We start from the raw sequence: 20,697 nt of genomic DNA on the forward strand, positions 1-20,697 counted from the left end.
ATGCGCCGCCACCGACCGGCCCTTACGATCACGGCATGGACGTGACGCCGCCTCCACCGCTGATCAGGCGGCTGCCGCCGGGAACCTGGACGGCGCTGGCCTGGATCGCCGCGCTGGCCTACTCCTACGTCACGAGCGTCCGGCTGCCGGGCGAGGTGGAGGATCTGCGCCCCTCGCCGGTCTTCTCCGAGCTGTGGGCCGGGCACCTCTACAGCCTGGCGGCGGCCGCCGTGACGACGCTGGCGGGCAGCGCGCTGCTGGGCCGCCGCCCGCTGCCCGCGCTGGCGCTGCTGCTCGCCGGCTCGGTCTTCATGGCGATGGCGCTGAACTCGACGGAGATCACCTTCGAGCAGTTCCTGGCCGCCGAGGTCGCCCTCTGCCACATCGCCCTGACGCGTCCCCGCCGTGTCTCGGCCGCCGCCGCGGCCCTCGCGCTCGGCACGCTGGCGGGGTACGCCTCGGTGCGGCTGCTCCTCGGCTACCCCATCGGGACGGCGATCGAGCTGGCCGTGGGGCTGACGGCCGTCATCGCCTGGCTGGTGGGCCACTCGCTGAGGCAGAGCCGGGAGCACGCGCGCACCCTCAACGCCCAGGCGGTCACGGCCGAACGGCTCCGGATCGCCCGCGAGCTGCACGACATGGTGGCGCACAGCATCGGCATCATCGCCATCCAGGCGGGCGCGGCCAAGATGGTCCTCGACACCCGGCCCGCGGCGGCGGGCGAGGCGCTGGGCGCGATCGAGAGCGCCAGCCGGGAGACGCTGGCGGGGTTGCGCCGCATGCTCGGCGCGCTGCGCCGCGCGGAGGCGCCGGCACCGGGCGCGGCCACTCCGGGAGCCCCCGGAGAACCGGCCTCCCCCACCGCGGCGGTGCCGCCCGCCGGGTCCGCGCCCGGGCTGGCGGACGTGGAGCGGCTGGTCGCCGCGACCTCGGCCGCCGGCGTCCACGTGGAGGTGCGCTGGCGTGGCGACCGCGATCCGCTCCCGCCCGAGATCGACCTGTCGGCGTACCGGATCGTGCAGGAGGCGGTGACCAACGTGGTGCGGCACGCCGGCGCCCGCCGCTGCCGGGTGACGATCGACCGGAGGGACGAGGAGCTGTCCATCGAGGTGGTCGATCCCGGGTGCGGCGGGCGCGGCCACGGCCACGGCACGCCGGGAGCCGGGTACGGCATCGTCGGGATGCGCGAGCGGGTCGGGCTGCTGCGCGGCGACTTCGCCGCCGGACCGCGTCCCGAGGGCGGATTCCGGGTCGCGGTCCGGCTGCCGCTGCCCGCGAGGGTCGGATGAGCGTCCGGGTGGTGCTGGCCGACGACCAGCCGCTGGTGCGCGCGGGCCTGGCCATGGTGCTGGCCGACGCCCCCGACCTGGAGCTGGCCGGGGAGGCCGGGGACGGCGCCGAGGCCGTGCGGCTGGTGCGGGAGCTGCGGCCCGACGTGGTCGTGATGGACATCCGGATGCCCGGCATGGACGGCATCGAGGCCACCCGGATCATCACGGCCGGTCCCGGGACGGCCCGCGTCGTCGTGCTGACCACCTTCGACGACGACGACTACGTCTACGGCGCGCTGCGCGCGGGCGCCTCCGGCTTCCTGGTCAAGGACATGGCGCTGCCGGAGATCCTCGCGGCGATCCGCGTGGTGGCGGCCGGGGACGCGCTGATCGCGCCGAGCGTGACCCGCCGGCTGATCGAGGAGTTCGCCGCCCGGCCCGAGCCCTCCCCCGCCCCCTCCCCGGCCCGGATCGTCCCGCCGTACCGGCCGGACGGCGGAGCCGGCATCACCGGGCGGGAGCGCGAGGTGCTGACGCTGATCGGCGGCGGCCTGTCCAACGCGGAGATCGCGGCGCGGCTCGTGCTCAGCGCGGCGACCGTGAAGACGTACGTGACGCGGCTGCTGGCCAAGCTCGACGCCCGCGACCGGGTGCACCTGGTCATCATCGCCTACGAGATGGGCCTGGTCTCCCCCTCGAACCGCTGACCCGCGCCGATCCGGCCGGTGCGGCGTTACCGGCGGGCGGGCGGGATCACGTGGTTGGCCCGCAGCAGGCCGTGCGGGTCGTACCGCGCCCTGAGCCCGGCGAGCCGCGCGTGGTCGGCGGGCGCGAACGCCGACCGGACCTCGTCCTCATCGAGCGGGCCGTAGCTGAAGTTCAGGGACCGTCCGAGCGCGTGCGGGGCGAACGGCGCGAGCGCGTCGTCGTGGTGGCCGCGCACAGTCTGCTCCTCGCCCGGCTCCACCGGCGACAGGATCATCACCGAGTACGCCGCGTCCCGGTGGCCGACCGCGTTGGCGGTACGCGGCGCGCGGGAGAGCGCGCCGCCCAGATGCCGCAGCCCCACCACGGACATGACAGGCGCCGCCAGGCCCGCCGCCTTCGTCAGCCCGGCCAGCGCCCCGGCGTCGAGATCGCGCACCAGCAGGTTCCGCGAACGGTAGGCGTGCGGCTGGTCGGGCTCGTCGAACACCGCGCCGGACTCGGTGTACGGCAGCACGCGCAGCGTGTCGCGCAGGACCGGGCCGAGGGAGCGCAGTGGTTCCACCAGGCGGCGCGCCTCGTCCTCGGTGCCCAGGTAGGAGATCTGGATCTGGGCGACGTGCCGTCCGCGCAGGGGCTCCGGCAGCATCGGCAGGTCCGGGTAGGGCAGCATCGACACCGCCGAGCTCATCTCCTCGGGGACCCCGGCGGTCCAGCGCCGCCAGGCGTCCAGAACCTCGGGGACCTGCCCGGTGTCGAAGAACAGGCCGCCGCCGTAGATCCGGTCGACCGGCATGAGGTCGATCTCCATGCCGGTGACCACGCCGAGGTTGCCGCCGCCCCCGCGCAGCGCCCAGAAGAGGTCGGGGTCGGAGTCCGACGTGACCCGGTGGGGCCGGGCGTCCAGGGTGACCAGGTCGACGCGGCGGACGTGGTCGGCGGCGAAGCCGTACCGCCGGGCCATGAGACCCGCGCCGCCGCCCAGCGTGTAGGAGACGGCGCCGACTCCGGGGAAGCTGCCCGACAGCGGCGCCAGGCCGTGCGGCGCGGCCGCCTCGATGACGTCCCGCCAGGTCGCCCCGGCCTCGAACCACGCTGTGCGGGCCTCGGGGTCGACGCGGACGGCGGTCATGCGGCGGGTGCTGACCAGCACGCCGCCGGTGGGGCGGGCGAGGCCGTGGCCGGTGGCCTGCACCGCCAGGGGCTCGCGGTGCTCGGCGGCGAACGCGACCGCGGCGCGGACGTCGTCCTCGCCGGCCGCGGCCACGACCGCCGAGGGTCGGTGCGGGTCGAGGAGCTGGAAGCCGATCCTCTCCTCGTCGTATCCGTCGGCGCCCGGCGCGTGGACGGGGCCCCGGGTGCGCGCGGCGAGTCGCTGTGTCGTGTCGTTCATGCGCCCCACGCTAGGAGCCCTTGAGGACACATCTTGTCCTCAAGGGCTGGCATTCTTGGACGGCATGGACGCGGAAAGGGACTCGGCCCGCAAGGACATGCCCGGGAGGCTGCTGCGCCTGCTGTCGCTGCTGCAGAGCCGGCGCGAGTGGTCGGGCGCCGAGCTGGCCGAGCGGCTCGGCGTCACGGGCCGCACGGTGCGCCGCGACATCGACCGGCTGCGCGCGCTCGACTACCCGGTGGAGAGCACGACCGGCACCGCGGGCGGCTACCGGCTGGCGTCCGGCCGGAACCTGCCGCCGCTGCTCCTGGACGACGAGGAGGCGATCGCCGTCGCCCTCGGCCTGGTCACGGCGGCGGGCGGCAGCGTTGCCGGGATCGAGGACAGCTCGATGCGGGCGCTGGCCAAGCTGGAACGCGTCCTGCCCGCGCGCCTGCGCCCCCGGCTGGCGGCCCTCGGCGGCGCCGCGGAGGCGATCCCCGCGCGCGGCGCGCCCCGCGTCGATCCCGGGGTGCTGGCCGTCCTGGCCTCGTGCTGCCGGGACCGGCAGCCGCTGATCTTCGACTACCTGAGCCGGGCCGGGGAGCCGAGCGCACGCCGCGTCGAGCCGCACCACCTGGTGACCCTGCAGGGACGCTGGTACCTGATCGCCTACGATCCCGGCCGCGCGGACTGGCGCACCTTCCGCGTCGACCGGATCGGGAGCCCCGTGCCCGCGCACGGCCGCTTCGCGCCACGCGACCTGCCCGCGCCCGACGCGGCGGCCTACCTCACCCGGTCGCTGGCGGCGGCCGCGTACCGGTACTCGGCCCGGCTCGCCGTCGGGCTCGGCGCCGAGGAACTGCGGGTCCGGCTGTTCGCCCACGTCCCCGGCGAGATCGAACCGCGCGGGCGGGAGGCGTGCACCGTCCGGCTCAGCGCCGAGTCCGCCGAACTCGTGGCCCAGTACGTCGCCGCGCTCACCGCGCTCGACGCCGATGTCACGCTGGAGGACGCCTCCGAAGAGGTCATCGCCCGGCTCCGCGGCCTCCGGAGCCGGCTGCCGGAAGAGGAATCCTCCGGTTAGAGGGCGTCCCGGTTCAGCGGGACGCTCCAGCGCAGCACCGTGCCGCCCCCGGAGCGGGATTCGATGCTGAACGCCCCACCCAGGCCATGGGCGCGTTCCTCCATGTTCCGCAGGCCGCTGCGCCGCACGTCCTCGGGGACGCCCACGCCGTCGTCCTCGACCCGCAGGACGAGCTCGTCGCCGCCGACGTGGACGGTCACCGCCGCCCGCGTGGCACGGGCGTGCCGGGCGACGTTGGACAGCGCCTCCTGGACCACGGCGAGCAGATGCTCGGCGATGTCCTCGGGGACGTCGGTGTCCAGGAGCCCGTCGAAGCGCTGGGAGGGGGCGAAGCCCAGGCGTTCGGCGGCGTCGTCGACGATGCCGTGCAGGCGGCTGCGCACGCTCTGCCGGTCGTCGGCGGTGGTCTGCAGGGCGAAGATGGTGGAGCGGATCTGCCGGATGGTCTCGTCGAGATCGTCGACGGAGCGCTGGATGCGCCCCGCCACGTCCCGCTTCTCGGTGATCTTGATCGCCGACATCAGGGTCATGGCGGTGGCGAACAGCCGCTGGATCACGGTGTCGTGCAGGTCCTTGGCGATCCGGTCGCGGTCCTCCAGCAGGGCCAGCCGCTCGGCGTCCCGGCGCCGGTCGGCCAGCTCCAGCGCGACCGCGGCCTGCGCGGCGAACGCCTCCAGCAGCCGCTGCGCCGAACCGCTGAACACCGCCCCGCCCGGCCGGTTGACCACCGACAGCACCCCGCGCGCCGAGGCCCCCAGCCCGAGCGGCACCACCAGCAGCGGCCCGAGCTCCGGGTCGGAGAGCGCGGGCACCCCCTCCGCCACGCCCCGGCCGTCCTCCAGCCGCACCGCCGATCCCCCCGAATAGACGTGCCCGGCGATGGCGTGGTCGATCGGAATGCGCAGTCCCGCCAGTTCGGCGGCGCGATCGCCGTCGGCGCCCGCCACGACGAACTCGCCCCCGGGCCCCTCCGCCAGGGCGACCATCGCCAGGTCGGCCTCGGCGATCTGCCGGGCCCGCTGCGCGACCAGCGCGGTCACCTCGTGCGGGTCGGTGCCCGACAGCAGCGCGGTCGACACCTCCGCGGAGGCCTCCAGCCACCGCTCCCGCCGCCGCGTCTCCTCGTACAGCCGGGCGTTCTCGATCGCCACGCCCGCCGCGGTGGCCAGGGCCGTGACGATGACCTCGTCCTCCTCCTCGAACCGCCCGCCACCGGCCTTCTCGGTCAGGTACAGGTTGCCGAACACCTCCTCGCGCACCCGGATCGGCACGCCCAGGAACGTGTGCATCGGCGGATGCCCCTCGGGAAAGCCGTACGACTCGGTGTGATCGGCGATCTCCGGCAGCCGCAGCGGACGCGGATCCTTGATCAGCAGGCCCAGGATCCCGAGTCCGTGCGGCCAGTGCCCGATCGCCTCGATCTCCTCCTCGCCCACCCCCACCGTGATGAACTGGACCAGCCGCTCCCCCTCCTCGCTGATCACGCCCAGCGCCCCGTAGCGGGCGTCGACCAGGGTGGTGGCGGCCTCGGTGATCCGGCGCAGCACCGTCTCCAGATCCAGCTCGCCGCCGATCGACACCACCGCCTCCAGCAGCGCGTGCACCCGGTCACGGGTCCCCCGCGCCGCCTCCAGCCGCGACTGAAGCTCGGCCAGCAGATCGTCCAGCCGCATCTGCGGCAGGATCACCCTGGCGCGCTCGTCGCCCGAACGCCGCTCCTGCGCCACCGGCCCAACCCCTTCACATGCCCTCGGCCGTCCCCTCACCGGATCCGGGACCTTGGTCCCGCCGCCGGCGGGGCCCACGGTCCTTCCTGCGCGCCGCCCCGCCCGCTAACGTCAATTCCATCACCGATCAAGATCGGGGGGAACGGTGGGCACCGAAGGGCGGCGGACGGAGGGCGGCGACGTGATCCGGGTGTTCCTGCTGGACGATCACGAGGTCGTCCGGCGCGGCGTGGCCGCGCTGCTCTCCGCCGAGGACGACATCGAGATCGTCGGCGAGGCCGGCACCGCCGAGCAGGCCCTGGCCCGGATCCCCGCCGCCCGGCCCCACGTCGCCGTCCTGGACGTGCGGCTGCCCGACGGCGACGGCGTGACCGTCTGCCGCGAGGTCCGCTCCGCCATGCCGGAGGTCGCCTGCCTCATGCTGACCTCCTTCGACGACGAGAACGCCCTCTTCGACGCCGTCATGGCGGGCGCCGCGGGCTACGTCCTCAAGCAGATCCACGGCTCGGACCTGGTCGGCGCCGTCCGCACCGTCGCCTCGGGCCAGTCCCTGCTCGACCCCCGCTCCACCGCCCGGATGCTCCAGCGCATCCGCGACCGCGACGAGCGCAAGGACCCCCTCGAGGCCCTCACCGGCCAGGAGCGCCAGATCCTCGAGCTCATCGGCGAAGGGCTCACCAACCGGCAGATCGGCGAACGCATGTTCCTGGCGGAGAAGACCGTCAAGAACTACATCTCCCACCTCTTCGCCAAGCTCGGCATGAGCCGCCGCACCCAGGCCGCCGCCTACGCCGCCCAGCTCAAGGCCCAGCGGGCCAAACGCGACGATCACGAACGCTAGCCGGGCCGGGCGACCGGCTGGAGATCAAGCCAGAAGGCTCAGAACTCCTCGCTGATCACCGCGTCCGCCGGGCGCCGGACCGAGTCGAGCTCGGGGCCCAGCGGCACGCCGAGCCGCAGCAGCATCTGCGGATACCGCCCGTTGCAGAACCGGGCGCGGATGAAGTCGCGCAGTTCGGGGATCTCCAGCGCCTGAGTGTGGAACGCGGCCGCCAGGCCCTCGTCGGAGGCGGCCCGCAGCAGCATCCGCTGGAGAGCCTGGCCGGCCCGGATCCAGTCGCGCGGCGTGTCGCCCGGCGTGGTGATCAGGAGGATGACCCCGGTCCCGGGCCGTGTCCCACCGGTCTCATGAACCTCCTGAACCTCATCGGCGATGTCCTGGGCGCCCCAGCCGTGCCCCCGGGCGAAGTCGCGGCCGGGGAAGTCCGGCTCGGTCCGCGGGGACCCTGCCGGATAGGCGCTCTCGTGGACTCCGTCGCGGCGTCCACTGCCCGGCACCGGGGCCCAGCGCGCCGCCTCGCCCGCATGGGCGGGATCGAGCCGCTGCACGTGCTCGGCGACGCGGGTGAGGCCGGCCAGCGCCTCCTGGGTGTGCGTCTCGACCGCCTGGATCAGTTGCGCCCCCTCCTGCTCGACCTCCCGCTTCAGAGCCGGCAGCAGCGAGGGCGGCGCCCCGGCGCCCCGGAACGCCCCGCGATGGGCGCGGCGCCGGTGGACCGCCGCGTAAAGCCTCAGGTCCTGCTCGTCGCCGGGGGTTCTGGTCCCCAGACGGACGTCGGCCAGCAGATGGGGCCGGTCCGGATCGGGCAGCACGTCGGTCTCGGCCTCGCGTCCGAGGGCCCGGATCGCGATCCGCAGCGTGCACAGCGCCGCACCGCAACTGATCAGCATCTCCCTGCCGCGGGGGTCGGCGGCGCCCAACCGGCGGTCGTCGTCGGCGCGCACGCTGACCCGCGAACCCCGCACGCCGAACGTCCACGGCTGGGTGTTGTGCACCGACGGCGCCCACACCGCCGCCTCCACCGCCTTCCGGACGATCCGCGCCGTCTCCTCCGCGGCCTCCCGCCCCACGTCGGCCGTTCCCATGGCGATCCCTCCCCCTCGATGGCCTGCCACCAGCCCACCACCCGGCCGCGGGGCACGGTCAGGGGCGAAGGTCCTCTGTCGCGGGACGCGGGCCTCGGCCGATGGCCGGGGACCCGACCTCGGTCCTGGCGGCCCACCGACCTTGGGACGCCTCAACCGGGACCTTGGTCCCTACTCACAGCGAGTGACGACGACGAAGGTTATGGAGAGATTTACGGATTTCCACCTAGAAGGCAGGACAATGAGCATGCCCCGACCGGCCGCCCAGGGAGGGCTCCCGCAGCTGACGGCCTCCATCAAGGGCTCGAGCGGCCCGGTGACGCGGCTGGGCGCGAACGGTGAGCTCGACCTCGCGACCGCCGGGGCGTTCGGCGCCCTGCTGGCCGACATGATCACACCCGACCGGCCGAGCGTCGTCATCGACGCCTCCCGGCTGCGCTTCTGCGACTCCCACGGGCTGGCCGTCCTGGAGATGGCCGACGCGCTCGCCGGGACGTGCGGCGGAACGGTCAGGCTGACCCGCGTACGGCCGCTGGTGACGAAGATCCTGAAGATCACCGGCCTGGAGGAGCGCTTCGTCGGCTCCGCGCCGCGCTGAGCCGGTCCGGACCCGCCCGGAGGAGGGCCCATGGAGACCACCGTTGAGAAAGTGATGACCACCGATGTGGTGACCGTTCCGGAGACGGCCTCCTTCAAGGAGATCGTCGAGGTACTGCGCCACCATCGCATGCACGCGGTTCCGGTGCTCGACGCCGAAGGCGGCGTCTCCGGGATCGTCTCCGCCGAAGACCTGATCCTGAAAGAGGCCGACCCCACCGCCGCGGAGGGCGAGCACCTGCTGGCCACCAGGCGCCGGCACCGCGAGTGGCGCAAGTGCGCGGCCGCGACCGCGGCGGAGCTGATGACCGCGCCCGTGCACACCATCGGCCCGCACGTCACCGTCCGCGACGCCGCCCGGGAGATGCGCCACCGCCGGGTCGGCCGGCTCCCCGTGATCGATCCGCGCACCGGCGCCCTGACCGGCATCGTGACCCGGTCGGACCTGCTGCGCGTGTACGACCGCCCGGACGAGGAGATCAGGCGCGACATCCTCGCCGAGATCTCCGACCGCAGCATCGGGCCCGACCCGGCCCGGCTCGAGATCACCGTGGAGCAGGGCTGCGCTCAGGTGCGCGGCAGCGTCGACCTCCGCTCGCGCATCCCGACCCTGATGCACGACATCCGCCGCGTCGAGGGGGTCGTCTCCGCGCAGTCCCACCTGGAATGGGGAACCGACGACCTGATCACCCGGCACTACCCGTACATGTGAGGGAAGGCCCGGCGGCCCGGCGCCGTGCAGAACAGGCCGGTAGGGATTGAGGACTTTCGGCCCTGATGGGCGGATCCCAGGACGGGCAGGCTGGGGCCATGCCACTCGACCATGGCGGGCTGGAGATCCTCGACACCGAGGAATGCCGGTCCCTGCTCGCCACCACCCCCTTGGGGCGCATCGTCTTCACCGACCGCGCGCTGCCCGCCGTCCAGCCCGTCAACTACGTCCTCGCCGACGGGGACGTGGTCATCCGCACCTCCCCCGCCTCCCGGCTCGCGACCGCCGCGGGCGACGCCGTCGTCGCCTTCGAGATCGACGACTTCGACACCGCGTCCAGGACCGGCTGGTCCGTGGTCGTGATCGGACGCGCCCGCGCCGCCACCGGCAGCGCCGAACTGGCCGCGCTGCGCGCGCTGCCGCTGCGGTCCTGGGCGCCCGGCGATCACGACCACTTCATCCGCATCCACCCCCAGCTGATCTCCGGCCGCCGCATCCCGGACTACTCCGCACCAGCCGTGTGAGCCTCGCATTCCGCGGAAGAGCGTCAGTTTTCGCGGGCGGGCTCGCCGAAGACGCGGGCGTACAGATCCATGGCGTGCGCGCTGCGGGACGGCGCGCCGGGGGCGAGCCGGAAGGTGGGCTCGCCCCCGGCGTCGCGCCCCGTGGTGAGGAACAGGCAGCGGACGGGCGGATCGGCGTGCACGCGGTGCGCGAGTGCGTACAGGTGCGTCACGAACACCGCCCGGACGCCGACCTCGGCCAGCCCCCGCAGGATCTCGGCGGCGATGTCGGAGCCCTCCCGCTCGTTGGTGGAGACGAACGACTCGTTGCACAGCACCAGCGCGCCGGGCCGCAGACGGTCGACGACCGAGCTCATCCTGGCCAGTTCCTCGTCCAGCTTGCCGTGCGCCATCGAGCGGTCCTCCTCCCGCCGGAAGTGGGTGAAGACGCCGTCGGCGGGCGACGCGGCGAAGCTCCGCGCCGCGACGAACATCCCGCCCTGCATCATGAGCTGGGCCAGGCCGACGCTGCGCAGGAAGGTCGTCTTGCCGCCCCGGTTGGCGCCGGTGACCATGATCAGACCGGCGCCGTCGGCGTCGACGTCGTTGTCCACCACCGCGCCGCCGAGCGACAGCGCCAGGCACGGCTCGTACAGGCCCCGCGCGGAGAGGGCGCGGTCGGCGGGCGCCCGCGGTTCGGGCAGGCAGACGGGCAGTCCGGCCCCGGAGAGGGCCTCGGCGAGGTTGAGGCAGCCGACGTAGAAGCCCAGCTCGTCCCGCAGGGCGAGGAAGAAGTCGCGGACGTGCTCCGCGGACTCGGCGGCGGCCCCGGCGACGTCCTCCAGGATGAGGTCCCGGAACGCGGCGATCGCACGCCAGCTGTCCTCGTGCTCGGCCGGGACAGTGTAGGTCAGTCCGGATCTGCGGAACCTCCGGGTGGACGGCGAGCGGCCCTTCCCCGGAGGTTCGTGCAGCCGGAAGCCGACGCTCTTGTTCCCGGGCCCCAGGCGGACGCTGACGATGATGCCGTGCTCGAACCGCAACTGTTCGACGACCGCCTCCGCCTCGCGTAGGTAGTCCTCGTCCGTCTCGGCACGGATCGACGCGAACAGGCGGGTGAAGCCGGTCGACCGGAACCGCCGTCCTTCCCCGGACGCGAAGGCGCGCAGGCGGCGCAGATGGTCGCAGAGCTCCTCCAGGACGCGCAGTGCCCGGTTCAGCATGCCCTGCGGGCGCCCGGCCGCCCCGCTCCGGAAGATCTTCTCCTCCGCCGCGACCGCCTCGTCGGCCAGGTCGTAGAGCGCCCGGACGGGCGAGGCGTTGCGCAGGCAGTCGTCCAGCACCTCCTGCCGGTAGACGATGGCGGCCGGGTCGGTGAGCGGCGCCGAGATCACCGACCGGGCCACGGCCAGCAGGCGTTCGTCTCCACGGGCCATGGCCGTCCACAGGTGCTCGAGCCGCAGGTCGTCGATCACCTCGCCGGGAAGCCCCTGCCGCGGTTCCCCGGGGCGGGCGTCGTCGCCGGGGGACATCAGGTGAGGTCTCATCGGCGTACCCGCTCCGTCAGCTGCGCGTAGGTCAGGCCGTGCCGCTCCGCGAGCGCGAGCGCGTGGGCGCGCCCGTCGGCGGCCCGGCGCACCACCTTGTACGTCCTCGTCGCCCGGCCGTCGTCGGCCACGGTGCCGACCATGCTCACCGCCTTGGGACTCAGGAGCGACAGCTCGTCGACGAAGCTCACCCACAGGCACGGCACGTCGAGCCGGGTGATCGCCGCGAGCACCCGCTCGCTCAGCGCCCGGGCGTCGTCCGGGGTCGTCGAGGTGAAGATCTCGTTCAGCACGATGACGCTGTCCGGGGTCGCGCGGTCGAGGAGCGCGCGCATGCGCAGCAGCTCCTCCTCCAGCTTGCTGGCCAGAGCGTCGTGCCGCTCGGCCCGCTCGTAGTGGGTGAGGATCCGGTCCGGGAGGAAGATCCGCACATCGCGTCCCGGGACGGGGCAGCCGAGGGCGGCCAGGTGGTAGAGCTGGCCGAACGCCCGCGACAGGGTCGTCTTGCCGCCCTGGTTGGGCCCGGAGACGACCAGAACGCGTTCGGCGGCGTCGAGGCTCAGGTCGTTGCCCACCACCCGCCCGCCCTGCCCGTCCTCCCCGGTCAGCTTGGCGGCCAGCGCGAGGTCGTAGACGTCCCGCGCGACCAGGGTCTTGTCGGTCCCGGACACCACCGGGTAGCAGATCGGCAGCCCCGCCACCCGCAGCGGCGCCAGGTAGGAGAGGTAGCCCAGGTAGAACCGCAGCTCGTGATCGACGCGGGTGATCTCGTCCGCCACGAAGCCGCGGTTGGCCTCGAAGAACGCCGCGAGGTCCCGGAACACTCCGGGGCACAGCTCCACGACGAGGTCCAGGACGCCGGCCTCGACGAAGTCCAGCCCCAGCCCCGGCTCGGGTCGCGGCTCGCCTCGCCGGTCCTGCCGCGACCGCTGCCGGAAGCGGTCGAACGTCGCCAGCACCCGTTGGGCGTAGTCGAAGCGGCCGTCCGGGTCGTGTTCGGCGACGGTGATCCGGTCGCCGCGAACCAGCAGGTCGTAGCGGACCTCGCCGAGCCGCTCGCGCAGCCGCAACGCCTGCTCGCGGACTCCGGTGAACGCGGCGGTACGGGTGTGCTCGGCCACGTCGTCGCGCAGGGCCCGCAGACCGGCTGCGGTCGCCCCGGCCGCTTCCAGCCCCTCGACGAGCCCGGTCACCGCCGCGGCGTGGTCCAGCACGATCTCCAGGAACCAGCGGTGCGCCTGCGGCGGATGCTTCCTGCGCTCCAGCGCCTCCAGCCGCCGCCGCGTCCCGGCCATCGACGCGGTGAACCGCTCGGCGACCTCGCGCACCGCCGGGTCCTCCAGCTCACGGAAGATCTGCTGGCGGAAGCCGACGAGGCCGGCATCGCGCAGCGGGCGGTGGAAGTACCGGGGCAGCCCCGGCACTCCGCCCGCCTTCGCCGCCGCCCGCACGATCTGGTCGAGGTTCAGATCCTGGAAATGCTCCGGCTCTCCGCGGGCGTCCGATCCGGCGTCGCCGTCGGACGTCCCGAACAGGATGCTGCGAATGGCCATCCGCCCACTCCTCGACGCGCTGCGCTCACCTGGAAAGCCCGCCCGGCCGCACCTCGGCGGTTATCAAGATACAGAGACGGGCGCCCGTCGCCGTCCGGGGCAAGGCGTCATCGGCGGCGGCCGATGGTGAGGACGACGGACCAGTGGCGCGTGAGCCGCCCGTCGGGGCGGGCTGCGAGACGCCGCCGTATCTCGTCGTAGAGGTGTTCGCGCTTGGCCGGTTCCATGGCGCGATGTGCCCGGAGAAGGTGTCCAGCAGGGACGTTCCTTGCGCATCCGGCTTGACGTTTTCCGCACCGGCATGCGATCCTACTTGCGGGATCGAGGTTTGACGCTGTCGTACGCGTGGACATCTGTATCTGTTTGCACTAAGCTGCCCTTCCGCGCGCACCCTCGCCGTCCCGCTCTTCCGAGGTAGAAGTGACGTCGTCCGGCGCGCGCAGTCAGTCCGCCGCGATCCCTCGGAAGGACCTTTTTGTTGGCAGCCTCGCGCAACGCCTCCGCAGTACCCGCCAGCCCCCGTCGCGTCTCTTTCGCGCGCATCAAGGAGCCGCTCGAAGTCCCTGACCTTCTCGCCCTGCAGACAGAGTCGTTCGACTGGCTGCTGGGCAACGAGAGGTGGAAGTCCCGGGTCGAGGCGGCCCAGCAGGCCGGAAGCAGGAGCGTCCCGACGCAGTCGGGTCTCGAGGAGATCTTCGAGGAGATCAGTCCCATCGAGGACTTCTCCGGGACCATGTCCCTGTCGTTCCGGGACCACCGGTTCGAGCCGCCCAAGTACTCCGTGGAGGAGTGCAAGGACAAGGACATGACCTTCTCCGCCCCGATGTTCGTCACGGCGGAGTTCATCAACAACACCACCGGTGAGATTAAGAGCCAGACGGTGTTCATGGGCGACTTCCCGCTCATGACGCCCAAGGGCACCTTCATCATCAACGGCACCGAGCGGGTCGTGGTCTCCCAGCTGGTCCGTTCCCCGGGCGTGTACTTCGACCGCGCCCTCGACAAGGCGTCGGACAAGGACATCTACGGCTGCCGGGTCATCCCGAGCCGCGGCGCCTGGCTCGAGTTCGAGGTCGACAAGCGTGACAACGTCGGCGTGCGCGTCGACCGCAAGCGCAAGCAGCCGGTGACGGTGCTGCTGAAGGCGCTGGGCTGGACCGAGGAGCGGATCCGCGAGCGGTTCGGCGGCTATGAGTCGATCAATGTGACCCTGGAGAAGGACCACACCTCCGGGCAGGACGACGCGCTGCTGGACATCTACCGCAAGCTGCGTCCGGGCGAGCCGCCGACCAAGGAGTCGGCGCAGACCCTGCTGGAGAACCTGTACTTCAACCCCAAGCGCTACGACGTCGCCAAGGTCGGGCGTTACAAGGTGAACAAGAAGCTCGGTCTGGACCTGGACATGAACCAGGGCACGATGACCGAGGACGACATCGTCGCCACCATCGAGTACCTCGTGCGGCTGCACGCCGGCGAGGAGGAGGCGACCGTCGGATCGGTCCCCGTCCCGATCGAGACCGATGACATCGACCACTTCGGCAACCGGCGGCTGCGCACGGTCGGCGAGCTGATCCAGAACCAGGTCCGGCTGGGCCTGGCCCGGATGGAGCGCGTGGTCCGGGAGCGGATGACCACCCAGGACGTCGAGGCGATCACGCCGCAGACCCTGATCAACATCCGGCCGGTCGTGGCCTCCATCAAGGAGTTCTTCGGCACCAGCCAGCTGTCCCAGTTCATGCAGCAGAGCAACCCGCTGGACGGCCTCACGCACAAGCGGCGGCTGTCGGCGCTGGGTCCGGGCGGTCTGTCGCGTGAGCGGGCGGGCATGGAGGTCCGTGACGTCCACCCCTCGCACTACGGGCGGATGTGCCCGATCGAGACGCCGGAAGGCCCCAACATCGGCCTGATCGGGTCGCTGGCGGCGTTCGGGCGGGTGAACCCCTTCGGCTTCGTCGAGACCCCCTACCGCAAGGTCGTCGACGGCGTCGTCACCGAGCAGATCGACTACCTCACGGCCGACGAGGAGGACCGCTTCGTCATCGCGCAGGCGAACTCCCTCATGAACGAGGACGGCTCGTTCGCCGAGTCCAAGGTCCTGATCCGCAAGAAGGGCGGCGAGGTCGAGCTGGTGGGCCCGCGCGAGGTCCAGTACATGGACGTCTCGGCGCGGCAGATGACCTCGGTCGCCACCGCGATGATCCCGTTCCTGGAGCACGACGACGCCAACCGGGCGCTGATGGGCTCCAACATGCAGCGCCAGTCGGTGCCGTTGCTGCGCAGCGAGTCGCCGCTGGTGGGCACCGGTATGGAGTACCGCGCCGCGGTCGACGCCGGTGACGTCATCGTGGCCGAGAAGGCCGGCGTGGTCGAGGAGGTCTCCGCCGACTACATCACGGTCATGAACGACGACGGCACCCGGACGACGTACCGCGTGACGAAGTTCAAGCGGTCCAACCAGGGCACCTCGTACAACCAGAAGCCCATCGTCGACGAGGGCGCCCGGGTCGAGGCCCGCCAGGTCATCGCCGACGGGCCGTGCACCGACGACGGCGAGATGGCGCTGGGCAAGAACCTGCTCGTGGCGTTCATGCCGTGGGAGGGTCACAACTACGAGGACGCCATCATCCTCTCCCAGCGGCTGGTGCAGGACGATGTCCTGTCCTCGATCCACATCGAGGAGCACGAGGTCGACGCCCGTGACACCAAGCTGGGGCCCGAGGAGATCACCCGGGACATCCCGAACGTGTCGGAGGAGGTGCTGGCCGATCTCGACGAGCGCGGGATCATCCGGATCGGCGCCGACGTGGTGCCCGGGGACATCCTGGTGGGCAAGGTCACGCCGAAGGGCGAGACCGAGCTGACGCCCGAGGAGCGGCTGCTGCGGGCGATCTTCGGTGAGAAGGCGCGCGAGGTGCGCGACACCTCGCTGAAGGTGCCGCACGGTGAGCAGGGCAAGGTCATCGGTGTCCGGGTGTTCTCCCGGGACGAGGGCGACGAGCTGCCGCCGGGCGTCAACGAGCTGGTCCGGGTGTACGTGGCGCAGAAGCGCAAGATCACCGACGGGGACAAGCTGGCGGGCCGGCACGGCAACAAGGGCGTCATCTCCAAGGTGCTGCCGGTCGAGGACATGCCGTTCCTGGAGGACGGCACCCCGGTCGACATCGTCCTGAACCCGCTGGGCGTGCCCGGCCGGATGAACGTCGGCCAGGTCCTGGAGACCCACCTGGGATGGATCGCCGCCCAGGGCTGGGACATCAGCGGCGTCGAGGAGCAGTGGGCCGAGCAGCTGCGCGAAAAGGGCTTCGACCGCGTCGAACCGCACACCAACGTCGCCACCCCGGTCTTCGACGGTGCCAGCGAAGAGGAGATCATCGGCCTGCTGGACAACACGCTCGTCAACCGCGACGGCGGCCGGATGGTGCTGCCCAGCGGCAAGGCGCAGCTGTTCGACGGCCGGTCCGGGGAGCCCTTCCCGTACCCGATCTCGGTCGGCTACATCTACATCCTCAAGCTGCACCACCTGGTCGACGACAAGATCCACGCCCGCTCGACCGGCCCGTACTCCATGATCACCCAGCAGCCGCTGGGCGGTAAGGCCCAGTTCGGCGGGCAGCGGTTCGGTGAGATGGAGGTCTGGGCGCTGGAGGCCTACGGCGCCGCCTACGCGCTCCAGGAGCTGCTGACCATCAAGTCCGACGACGTGCTCGGCCGCGTGAAGGTCTACGAGGCCATCGTCAAGGGCGAGAACATCCCCGAGCCCGGCATTCCCGAGTCCTTCAAGGTGCTCATCAAGGAGATGCAGTCGCTGTGCCTCAACGTCGAGGTGCTCTCCAGCGACGGCATGTCCATCGAGATGCGCGACACCGACGAGGACGTCTTCCGCGCCGCGGAGGAGCTCGGCATCGACCTGTCCCGGCGCCCCAATGAAGGCGCGATGAACGTCGACGACATCTGAGGACGTCCGGCCCGAGAACCCGTCCGCCGATGCAAGCGGCGGGTCCTCGGGCCGGCGTCAGATGTCGGGGCCGGGCAAGATAATCTTGCGCCTTCCGACGACCGGCACGGGCTGGCGGCGCTCCCCCACGAGCTCCGCCACCACGAGGGAAAGTGTCGTACCTGCCCACCGACGTGGCACTGGCAAACACGCAGGGCGACCTGCCGCCTCACCGCCGGAACGCAGCGTCGCCCGATACGGGCCACGGACGCCGCTGCTCCCGGACGCGCTCGGCCGCAGGCGCGGTGGGCATCGAGGAGATCATCGAGGCCGTCGCGGGCTTGCTGGCCAGGGCCGCCGCCCGAGATGCCGACGGTCGGCGCGCGAGCCGATCCCGCCGACCTGCCACATGTTCTCCCGCGTTACGGCACGCGCGCTGCCGCCCGGCGCCGTCCGATGCCGGACGCGTCATCGCCGGACGAGCCGCATCCCGGCCTGCCGGAAATGCGGCGGGCGTGCGACTCCTCGTCCCAGGCCGTGTTCGACCTGTTGGCGCCGGCCCGGCTTTGCTCTCCCTCACCCGCTGACGTTGCGCCCAAGCGCATCCGAAGAGCGCGATGATTTTTGGCTGCGAGCATGGTCTGCCCTGTCGAGCACGATGAAAGGAGTCTCTGTGGCAAAACTGCTGTATTCGGCGACGATGTCGCTCGACGGCTACATCGCCGGACCGGGTGGGGACATGTCCTGGCTGACCGACCACCTGGGCCCCCCGAACCCGACGGCCGACCGCCTGCTCTCGCAGGTCGGTGCCATCCTGGCCGGCAACGGCACCTTCGGGGGCAGCGATCCGAACCAGGGCACCGACAAGGAGGGCGCGTTCGGCGGCCAGTACCACGGGCCGGTGTTCATCCTGACGCATCGGCCGCCGGACGAGCCCGTCGAGGGTCTCACGTTCGTCGGCGACCTCAAGACCGCGGTCGCCAAGGCCAAGGAGGCCGCCGGGGACCGCTACGTCAACATCCTGGGCGCCAACGTCGCCAAGCAGTGCATCGAGGCGGGCCTCCTAGACGAGGTGCTCGTCTTCATCGCCCCGGTTCTCCTCGGGGACGGTGTGCAGCTGTTCAACAATCCCGGCGGCGAGCGCGTCCGGCTGGAGCCTCTTCCCGGCGAGTCCGCGCACTGGTACCGCGTCGCACACTGACGTCGCGGCATGGCCTGTCCGCGGGCGTTCCAGGGCCGCCGGATTTGATCTTCCTCCGGGGTGTGGCCAGCGCCCCGGGGGATCTTCAGTGCTGGATGTTCCCCTCGGTGCCCGTGGACAAGGCCTGGCTCAGCGCGAGGACGGCGTCGCGGCGGCCCAGCGCCCCGAACGGCGAACCGCCGGTCGGCTGGTCGCTGCCGCAGATCCAGGTGGGTCCGTCGGCGAGGTGGTCCAGCGCCTCCCTCGCGACGTCGTCGGGGTCGGCGAGCTCGCCGTACGATCCGCCGGCGGCGTCGAGCACCCGGCGCAGGGAGGGGGTGTCGGTCCTGCCGAGGACGAGCGCCAGGACGTCCACGCCGCTGCCCCGCCACTCCGCCCACAGGCTTTCCGCCAGGATGAGCTCGAACGCCTTGGTGGCCCCGTAGGTGGCGAGCGTGGGGCCGCCGACCCAGGCCGCGCCCGAGGTCACCAGGACCATCCCCCCTCGTCCGCGCGCCACCATCGCGCCGCCGAAGACATGGGCCGCCTCCAGCACGCTGGTGCAGTTGCGGTGGACCAGCGCCAGATGGGTCTCGAGGTCCTTGGCGAGGAAGGACTCGCTGCGGTCGTCGCTGCCGGCGTTGTAGACGAACAGCCCCACCTCCACATCGGAGGTGGCGTCCGCGAGGCGTGACACCGCTCCCGGGACGCTGAGATCAAGCGCGACCGTGCGGACCTTGACGCCGTGCCGTGCCCGGATCTCCTCCGCCGCGGCCTCCAGCACGGGGACGCGCCGCGCCACCAGCACGACGTTGATGCCTCGCGAGGCCATCGCGCGGGCGAACGCGACACCCACTCCATCGGACCCGCCCGCAACGATGCCCCACGGGCCGTATTCGTTCGCCACTGCTCTCATCACCTTTCGCTTGTGGGGGGTGCCAACTGCCGGCGGTGTTCGGGGGCGCCGTCGAGATTGGCGTTGATCCGCTCGGCGATGCGCCACCCCTGCGGGGTGCGGACCCAGCGCCAGGTGTTCGCGGAGACCCGGGCCACCCAGAACCGGTCGGCGTCGGCGTCCCAGCGGATGTTGAGCGCGTGGCTGCGTCCGGTGGCCCGATCGCCGTCGACGACGATGTGCGGCACGGTCAGGACGTGGCCGCAGCCGTTGCGGATGAGGCTCTGATGGCCGTCGCCGTGGACCATGGCGGCGATGTCGTCCCGGCCCCGCATCCGCAGGTGGGGCACCGCGTCGAAGGCGCCGTCCTCGGTCCACAGCGCCGCCGCGGCGTCGCCCGAGCCGCTGTCGACGGCCGGCCCGTACTGGGCGACGAGCTGCATGATCTCGACCTGGTCCTCAAGTGCGCGGACCCTGGCCATCAGCGTCTCGACCGTGGCGCGTAGTTCGTCGATCTCGCTCATTCGTCGTGGTCCCTTTCCGGTGATGGCTGAATCGACGGCCCCGCATGGTCAGGGCACGACGACGATGCGGGTCGGCCCGTGGGCGTCGCGTGCCGCCTCGAGCGCCTCGGGCACCTGGTCGAGCCCGACGGTCCGGCCCAGCATCGGTGTGACGTCGAGGCCGCCCGTGCAGACCGCCTCGAACGCCTCGTCCCAGTGGTCCGGCAGCGGGCCGCCGCCGAACTGGACGTTGATGCCCTTACGCTTGGCGGTCAGGGTGGTCAGGCGCTCACCTTCCGGCGGTCCGCCCATGGAGAAGATCCGGGTGCCGCGCTCGCATCCCTTGATGATCGAGTCGAGGACGCCCGGCAGGCCGACGCACTCGAACACCACGCAGCCCGGCGGCCCGCCCGCGACCTCGCGCCACGTCCGGTAGGGCGAGGTCTCAGCGGGGTCGACGACCGCATCGGCGCCCATGGCCAGAGCCGTCTCCCGCCGCGACGCCACGCGGTCGGCCGCCACGATCGGCCCCACGCCCAGGCGCCGGAGCGTCGCGATCACCGACAGCCCGATCGCTCCGCAGCCGACGACCAGCGGGACCTCCCGCGCCGTGATCCGGGCGCGCCGGGCGGCCGACCAGCCGACCGAGATCGCGTCGGCCACGCACACGATCCGGCTGGGCAGATCGGATTCCACGACCCGGGTCATGGCCTCGGTGAGCAGGAAGTACTCGCCGAACCCGCCGGGCGACTCGGGATTTTGTCCGATGATCCTGCGGCCGGCGGCGGTGGTCAGAACCGGCAGGGAGCTCACGCGGGCGCCCACGGGAATGCGGCGCTCGGTGCCGGGTCCCTGGTCGACGACCTCGGCACAGTACTCGTGGCCCATGATGATGTCGACGTCCTGGTCATAGGTCGACATCCCGCTGTCGTCCTCGGCACCGGCCTCCGGGTGGTCCATGAAGTGCAGATCCGACGCGCAGATCCCGCATGCCAGCGATCGGACGAGAAGCTGGCCGGGCCCCGGCACCGGATCGTCGACGACCCGCGCCCGCACCGTCCCGCCCCGCAGCACGGCAGCACGCATGGCACGCTCCTTCCACCGCGGAGGCGCAGGGGACGTCCGCGTGGTGAGGACTGTAACGGTGCCGGGCGATTTATAGAAGTCCTCTCCTATAAATATTCC

The 20,697-nt window shown here is 72.2% G+C and carries 17 protein-coding genes; 9 read left to right on the forward strand and 8 right to left on the reverse strand.

What is annotated here, in order from left to right:
• Positions 1–35: 35 nt before the first annotated feature.
• Positions 36–1,289, forward strand: a complete 1,254-nt coding sequence (locus tag ACZ466_RS49430; RefSeq protein ID WP_378287305.1) for a sensor histidine kinase — start codon at positions 36–38, stop codon at positions 1,287–1,289.
• Entirely contained in the window at positions 1,286–1,978 is a 693-nt protein-coding gene (locus ACZ466_RS49435; RefSeq protein ID WP_378287306.1) for a response regulator, read from the forward strand. Before ACZ466_RS49430 ends, ACZ466_RS49435 begins: the two co-directional genes overlap by 4 nt.
• A gap of 26 nt (positions 1,979–2,004) precedes the next feature.
• On the opposite strand, the gene ACZ466_RS49440 is transcribed toward ACZ466_RS49435, so the two are convergent.
• Entirely contained in the window at positions 2,005–3,369 is a 1,365-nt protein-coding gene (locus ACZ466_RS49440; RefSeq protein WP_378287307.1) for an FAD-binding oxidoreductase, read from the reverse strand.
• Positions 3,370–3,466: 97 nt separating this feature from the next.
• Between ACZ466_RS49440 and ACZ466_RS49445 the strand changes: the two genes are divergently transcribed.
• A complete protein-coding gene (locus tag ACZ466_RS49445; protein ID WP_464044061.1) occupies positions 3,467–4,435 on the forward strand; it encodes a helix-turn-helix transcriptional regulator in 969 nt (322 codons plus the stop codon).
• On the opposite strand, the gene ACZ466_RS49450 is transcribed toward ACZ466_RS49445, so the two are convergent.
• Positions 4,432–6,162: a sensor histidine kinase gene (locus ACZ466_RS49450; RefSeq protein ID WP_378287309.1), complete on the reverse strand. Its 1,731-nt coding sequence runs from the start codon at positions 6,160–6,162 to the stop codon at positions 4,432–4,434. The genes ACZ466_RS49445 and ACZ466_RS49450 overlap by 4 nt on opposite strands.
• Positions 6,163–6,307: 145 nt before the next feature.
• Between ACZ466_RS49450 and ACZ466_RS49455 the strand changes: the two genes are divergently transcribed.
• A complete protein-coding gene (locus ACZ466_RS49455) occupies positions 6,308–7,003 on the forward strand; it encodes a response regulator transcription factor (RefSeq protein WP_378287311.1) in 696 nt (231 codons plus the stop codon).
• A gap of 38 nt (positions 7,004–7,041) precedes the next feature.
• On the opposite strand, the gene ACZ466_RS49460 is transcribed toward ACZ466_RS49455, so the two are convergent.
• The gene (locus ACZ466_RS49460; RefSeq protein WP_378287312.1) at positions 7,042–8,088 is read right to left on the reverse strand and encodes an Acg family FMN-binding oxidoreductase; all 1,047 of its coding nucleotides are present in this window, start codon (positions 8,086–8,088) and stop codon (positions 7,042–7,044) included.
• Between the two features lie 241 nt (positions 8,089–8,329).
• Here ACZ466_RS49460 and ACZ466_RS49465 point away from each other — a divergent pair, with 241 nt between their 5' ends.
• The 3 genes from ACZ466_RS49465 to ACZ466_RS49475 all read left to right on the forward strand — a co-directional run bounded on the left by ACZ466_RS49465 (position 8,330) and on the right by ACZ466_RS49475 (position 9,921).
• On the forward strand, positions 8,330–8,686 hold the full coding sequence (locus ACZ466_RS49465; protein WP_464042105.1) for an STAS domain-containing protein: 357 nt from the start codon (positions 8,330–8,332) through the stop codon (positions 8,684–8,686).
• 30 nt (positions 8,687–8,716) lie between these two features.
• On the forward strand, positions 8,717–9,397 hold the full coding sequence (locus ACZ466_RS49470) for a CBS domain-containing protein (RefSeq protein ID WP_378287314.1): 681 nt from the start codon (positions 8,717–8,719) through the stop codon (positions 9,395–9,397).
• A 98-nt stretch (positions 9,398–9,495) separates the two neighbouring features.
• Positions 9,496–9,921 carry a pyridoxamine 5'-phosphate oxidase family protein gene (locus ACZ466_RS49475; protein ID WP_378287315.1) on the forward strand — a complete coding sequence of 142 codons (426 nt, stop codon included), beginning with the start codon at positions 9,496–9,498 and terminating at the stop codon, positions 9,919–9,921.
• 23 nt (positions 9,922–9,944) lie between these two features.
• Here the strand turns inward: ACZ466_RS49475 and ACZ466_RS49480 are convergent, their stop codons facing one another.
• On the reverse strand, positions 9,945–11,447 hold the full coding sequence (locus tag ACZ466_RS49480; RefSeq protein ID WP_378287316.1) for a MutS-related protein: 1,503 nt from the start codon (positions 11,445–11,447) through the stop codon (positions 9,945–9,947).
• Complete coding sequence (locus tag ACZ466_RS49485; RefSeq protein ID WP_378287317.1) at positions 11,444–13,000, reverse strand: MutS-related protein; 1,557 nt, start codon at positions 12,998–13,000, stop codon at positions 11,444–11,446. Before ACZ466_RS49485 ends, ACZ466_RS49480 begins: the two co-directional genes overlap by 4 nt.
• A gap of 478 nt (positions 13,001–13,478) precedes the next feature.
• Between ACZ466_RS49485 and rpoB the strand changes: the two genes are divergently transcribed.
• Positions 13,479–16,955, forward strand: a complete 3,477-nt coding sequence (gene rpoB, locus ACZ466_RS49490) for a DNA-directed RNA polymerase subunit beta (protein WP_464042109.1) — start codon at positions 13,479–13,481, stop codon at positions 16,953–16,955.
• 652 nt (positions 16,956–17,607) lie between these two features.
• Positions 17,608–18,135, forward strand: coding sequence for a dihydrofolate reductase family protein (locus ACZ466_RS49495; RefSeq protein ID WP_378283678.1), 528 nt, complete (start codon positions 17,608–17,610; stop codon positions 18,133–18,135).
• A gap of 85 nt (positions 18,136–18,220) precedes the next feature.
• Here the strand turns inward: ACZ466_RS49495 and ACZ466_RS49500 are convergent, their stop codons facing one another.
• The 3 genes from ACZ466_RS49500 to ACZ466_RS49510 are packed head-to-tail and all read right to left on the reverse strand — an operon-like array spanning position 18,221 to position 20,598.
• Positions 18,221–19,021 (reverse strand): SDR family NAD(P)-dependent oxidoreductase, encoded by an 801-nt coding sequence (locus tag ACZ466_RS49500; protein ID WP_378283679.1) that lies wholly within the window; start codon positions 19,019–19,021, stop codon positions 18,221–18,223.
• 8 nt (positions 19,022–19,029) lie between these two features.
• Positions 19,030–19,533: a nuclear transport factor 2 family protein gene (locus ACZ466_RS49505; protein ID WP_378283680.1), complete on the reverse strand. Its 504-nt coding sequence runs from the start codon at positions 19,531–19,533 to the stop codon at positions 19,030–19,032.
• Positions 19,534–19,581: 48 nt separating this feature from the next.
• Entirely contained in the window at positions 19,582–20,598 is a 1,017-nt protein-coding gene (locus ACZ466_RS49510) for a zinc-binding dehydrogenase (RefSeq protein WP_378283681.1), read from the reverse strand.
• Positions 20,599–20,697 lie beyond the last annotated feature (99 nt).

This window comes from Actinomadura rugatobispora (assembly GCF_055379765.1).

Excerpts from the sequence above, each read along its gene's own strand:
- ACZ466_RS49430 (WP_378287305.1), top strand. The coding sequence starts at position 36 with ATGGACGTGACGCCGCCTCCACCGCTGATCAGGCGGCTGCCGCCGGGA.
- ACZ466_RS49435 (WP_378287306.1), top strand. The coding sequence starts at position 1,286 with ATGAGCGTCCGGGTGGTGCTGGCCGACGACCAGCCGCTGGTGCGCGCG.
- ACZ466_RS49440 (WP_378287307.1), bottom strand. The coding sequence starts at position 3,369 with ATGAACGACACGACACAGCGACTCGCCGCGCGCACCCGGGGCCCCGTC.
- ACZ466_RS49445 (WP_464044061.1), top strand. The coding sequence starts at position 3,467 with ATGCCCGGGAGGCTGCTGCGCCTGCTGTCGCTGCTGCAGAGCCGGCGC.
- ACZ466_RS49460 (WP_378287312.1), bottom strand. The coding sequence starts at position 8,088 with ATGGGAACGGCCGACGTGGGGCGGGAGGCCGCGGAGGAGACGGCGCGG.
- ACZ466_RS49465 (WP_464042105.1), top strand. The coding sequence starts at position 8,330 with ATGAGCATGCCCCGACCGGCCGCCCAGGGAGGGCTCCCGCAGCTGACG.
- ACZ466_RS49470 (WP_378287314.1), top strand. The coding sequence starts at position 8,717 with ATGGAGACCACCGTTGAGAAAGTGATGACCACCGATGTGGTGACCGTT.
- ACZ466_RS49475 (WP_378287315.1), top strand. The coding sequence starts at position 9,496 with ATGCCACTCGACCATGGCGGGCTGGAGATCCTCGACACCGAGGAATGC.
- ACZ466_RS49480 (WP_378287316.1), bottom strand. The coding sequence starts at position 11,447 with ATGAGACCTCACCTGATGTCCCCCGGCGACGACGCCCGCCCCGGGGAA.
- ACZ466_RS49485 (WP_378287317.1), bottom strand. The coding sequence starts at position 13,000 with ATGGCCATTCGCAGCATCCTGTTCGGGACGTCCGACGGCGACGCCGGA.
- ACZ466_RS49505 (WP_378283680.1), bottom strand. The coding sequence starts at position 19,533 with ATGAGCGAGATCGACGAACTACGCGCCACGGTCGAGACGCTGATGGCC.
- ACZ466_RS49510 (WP_378283681.1), bottom strand. The coding sequence starts at position 20,598 with ATGCGTGCTGCCGTGCTGCGGGGCGGGACGGTGCGGGCGCGGGTCGTC.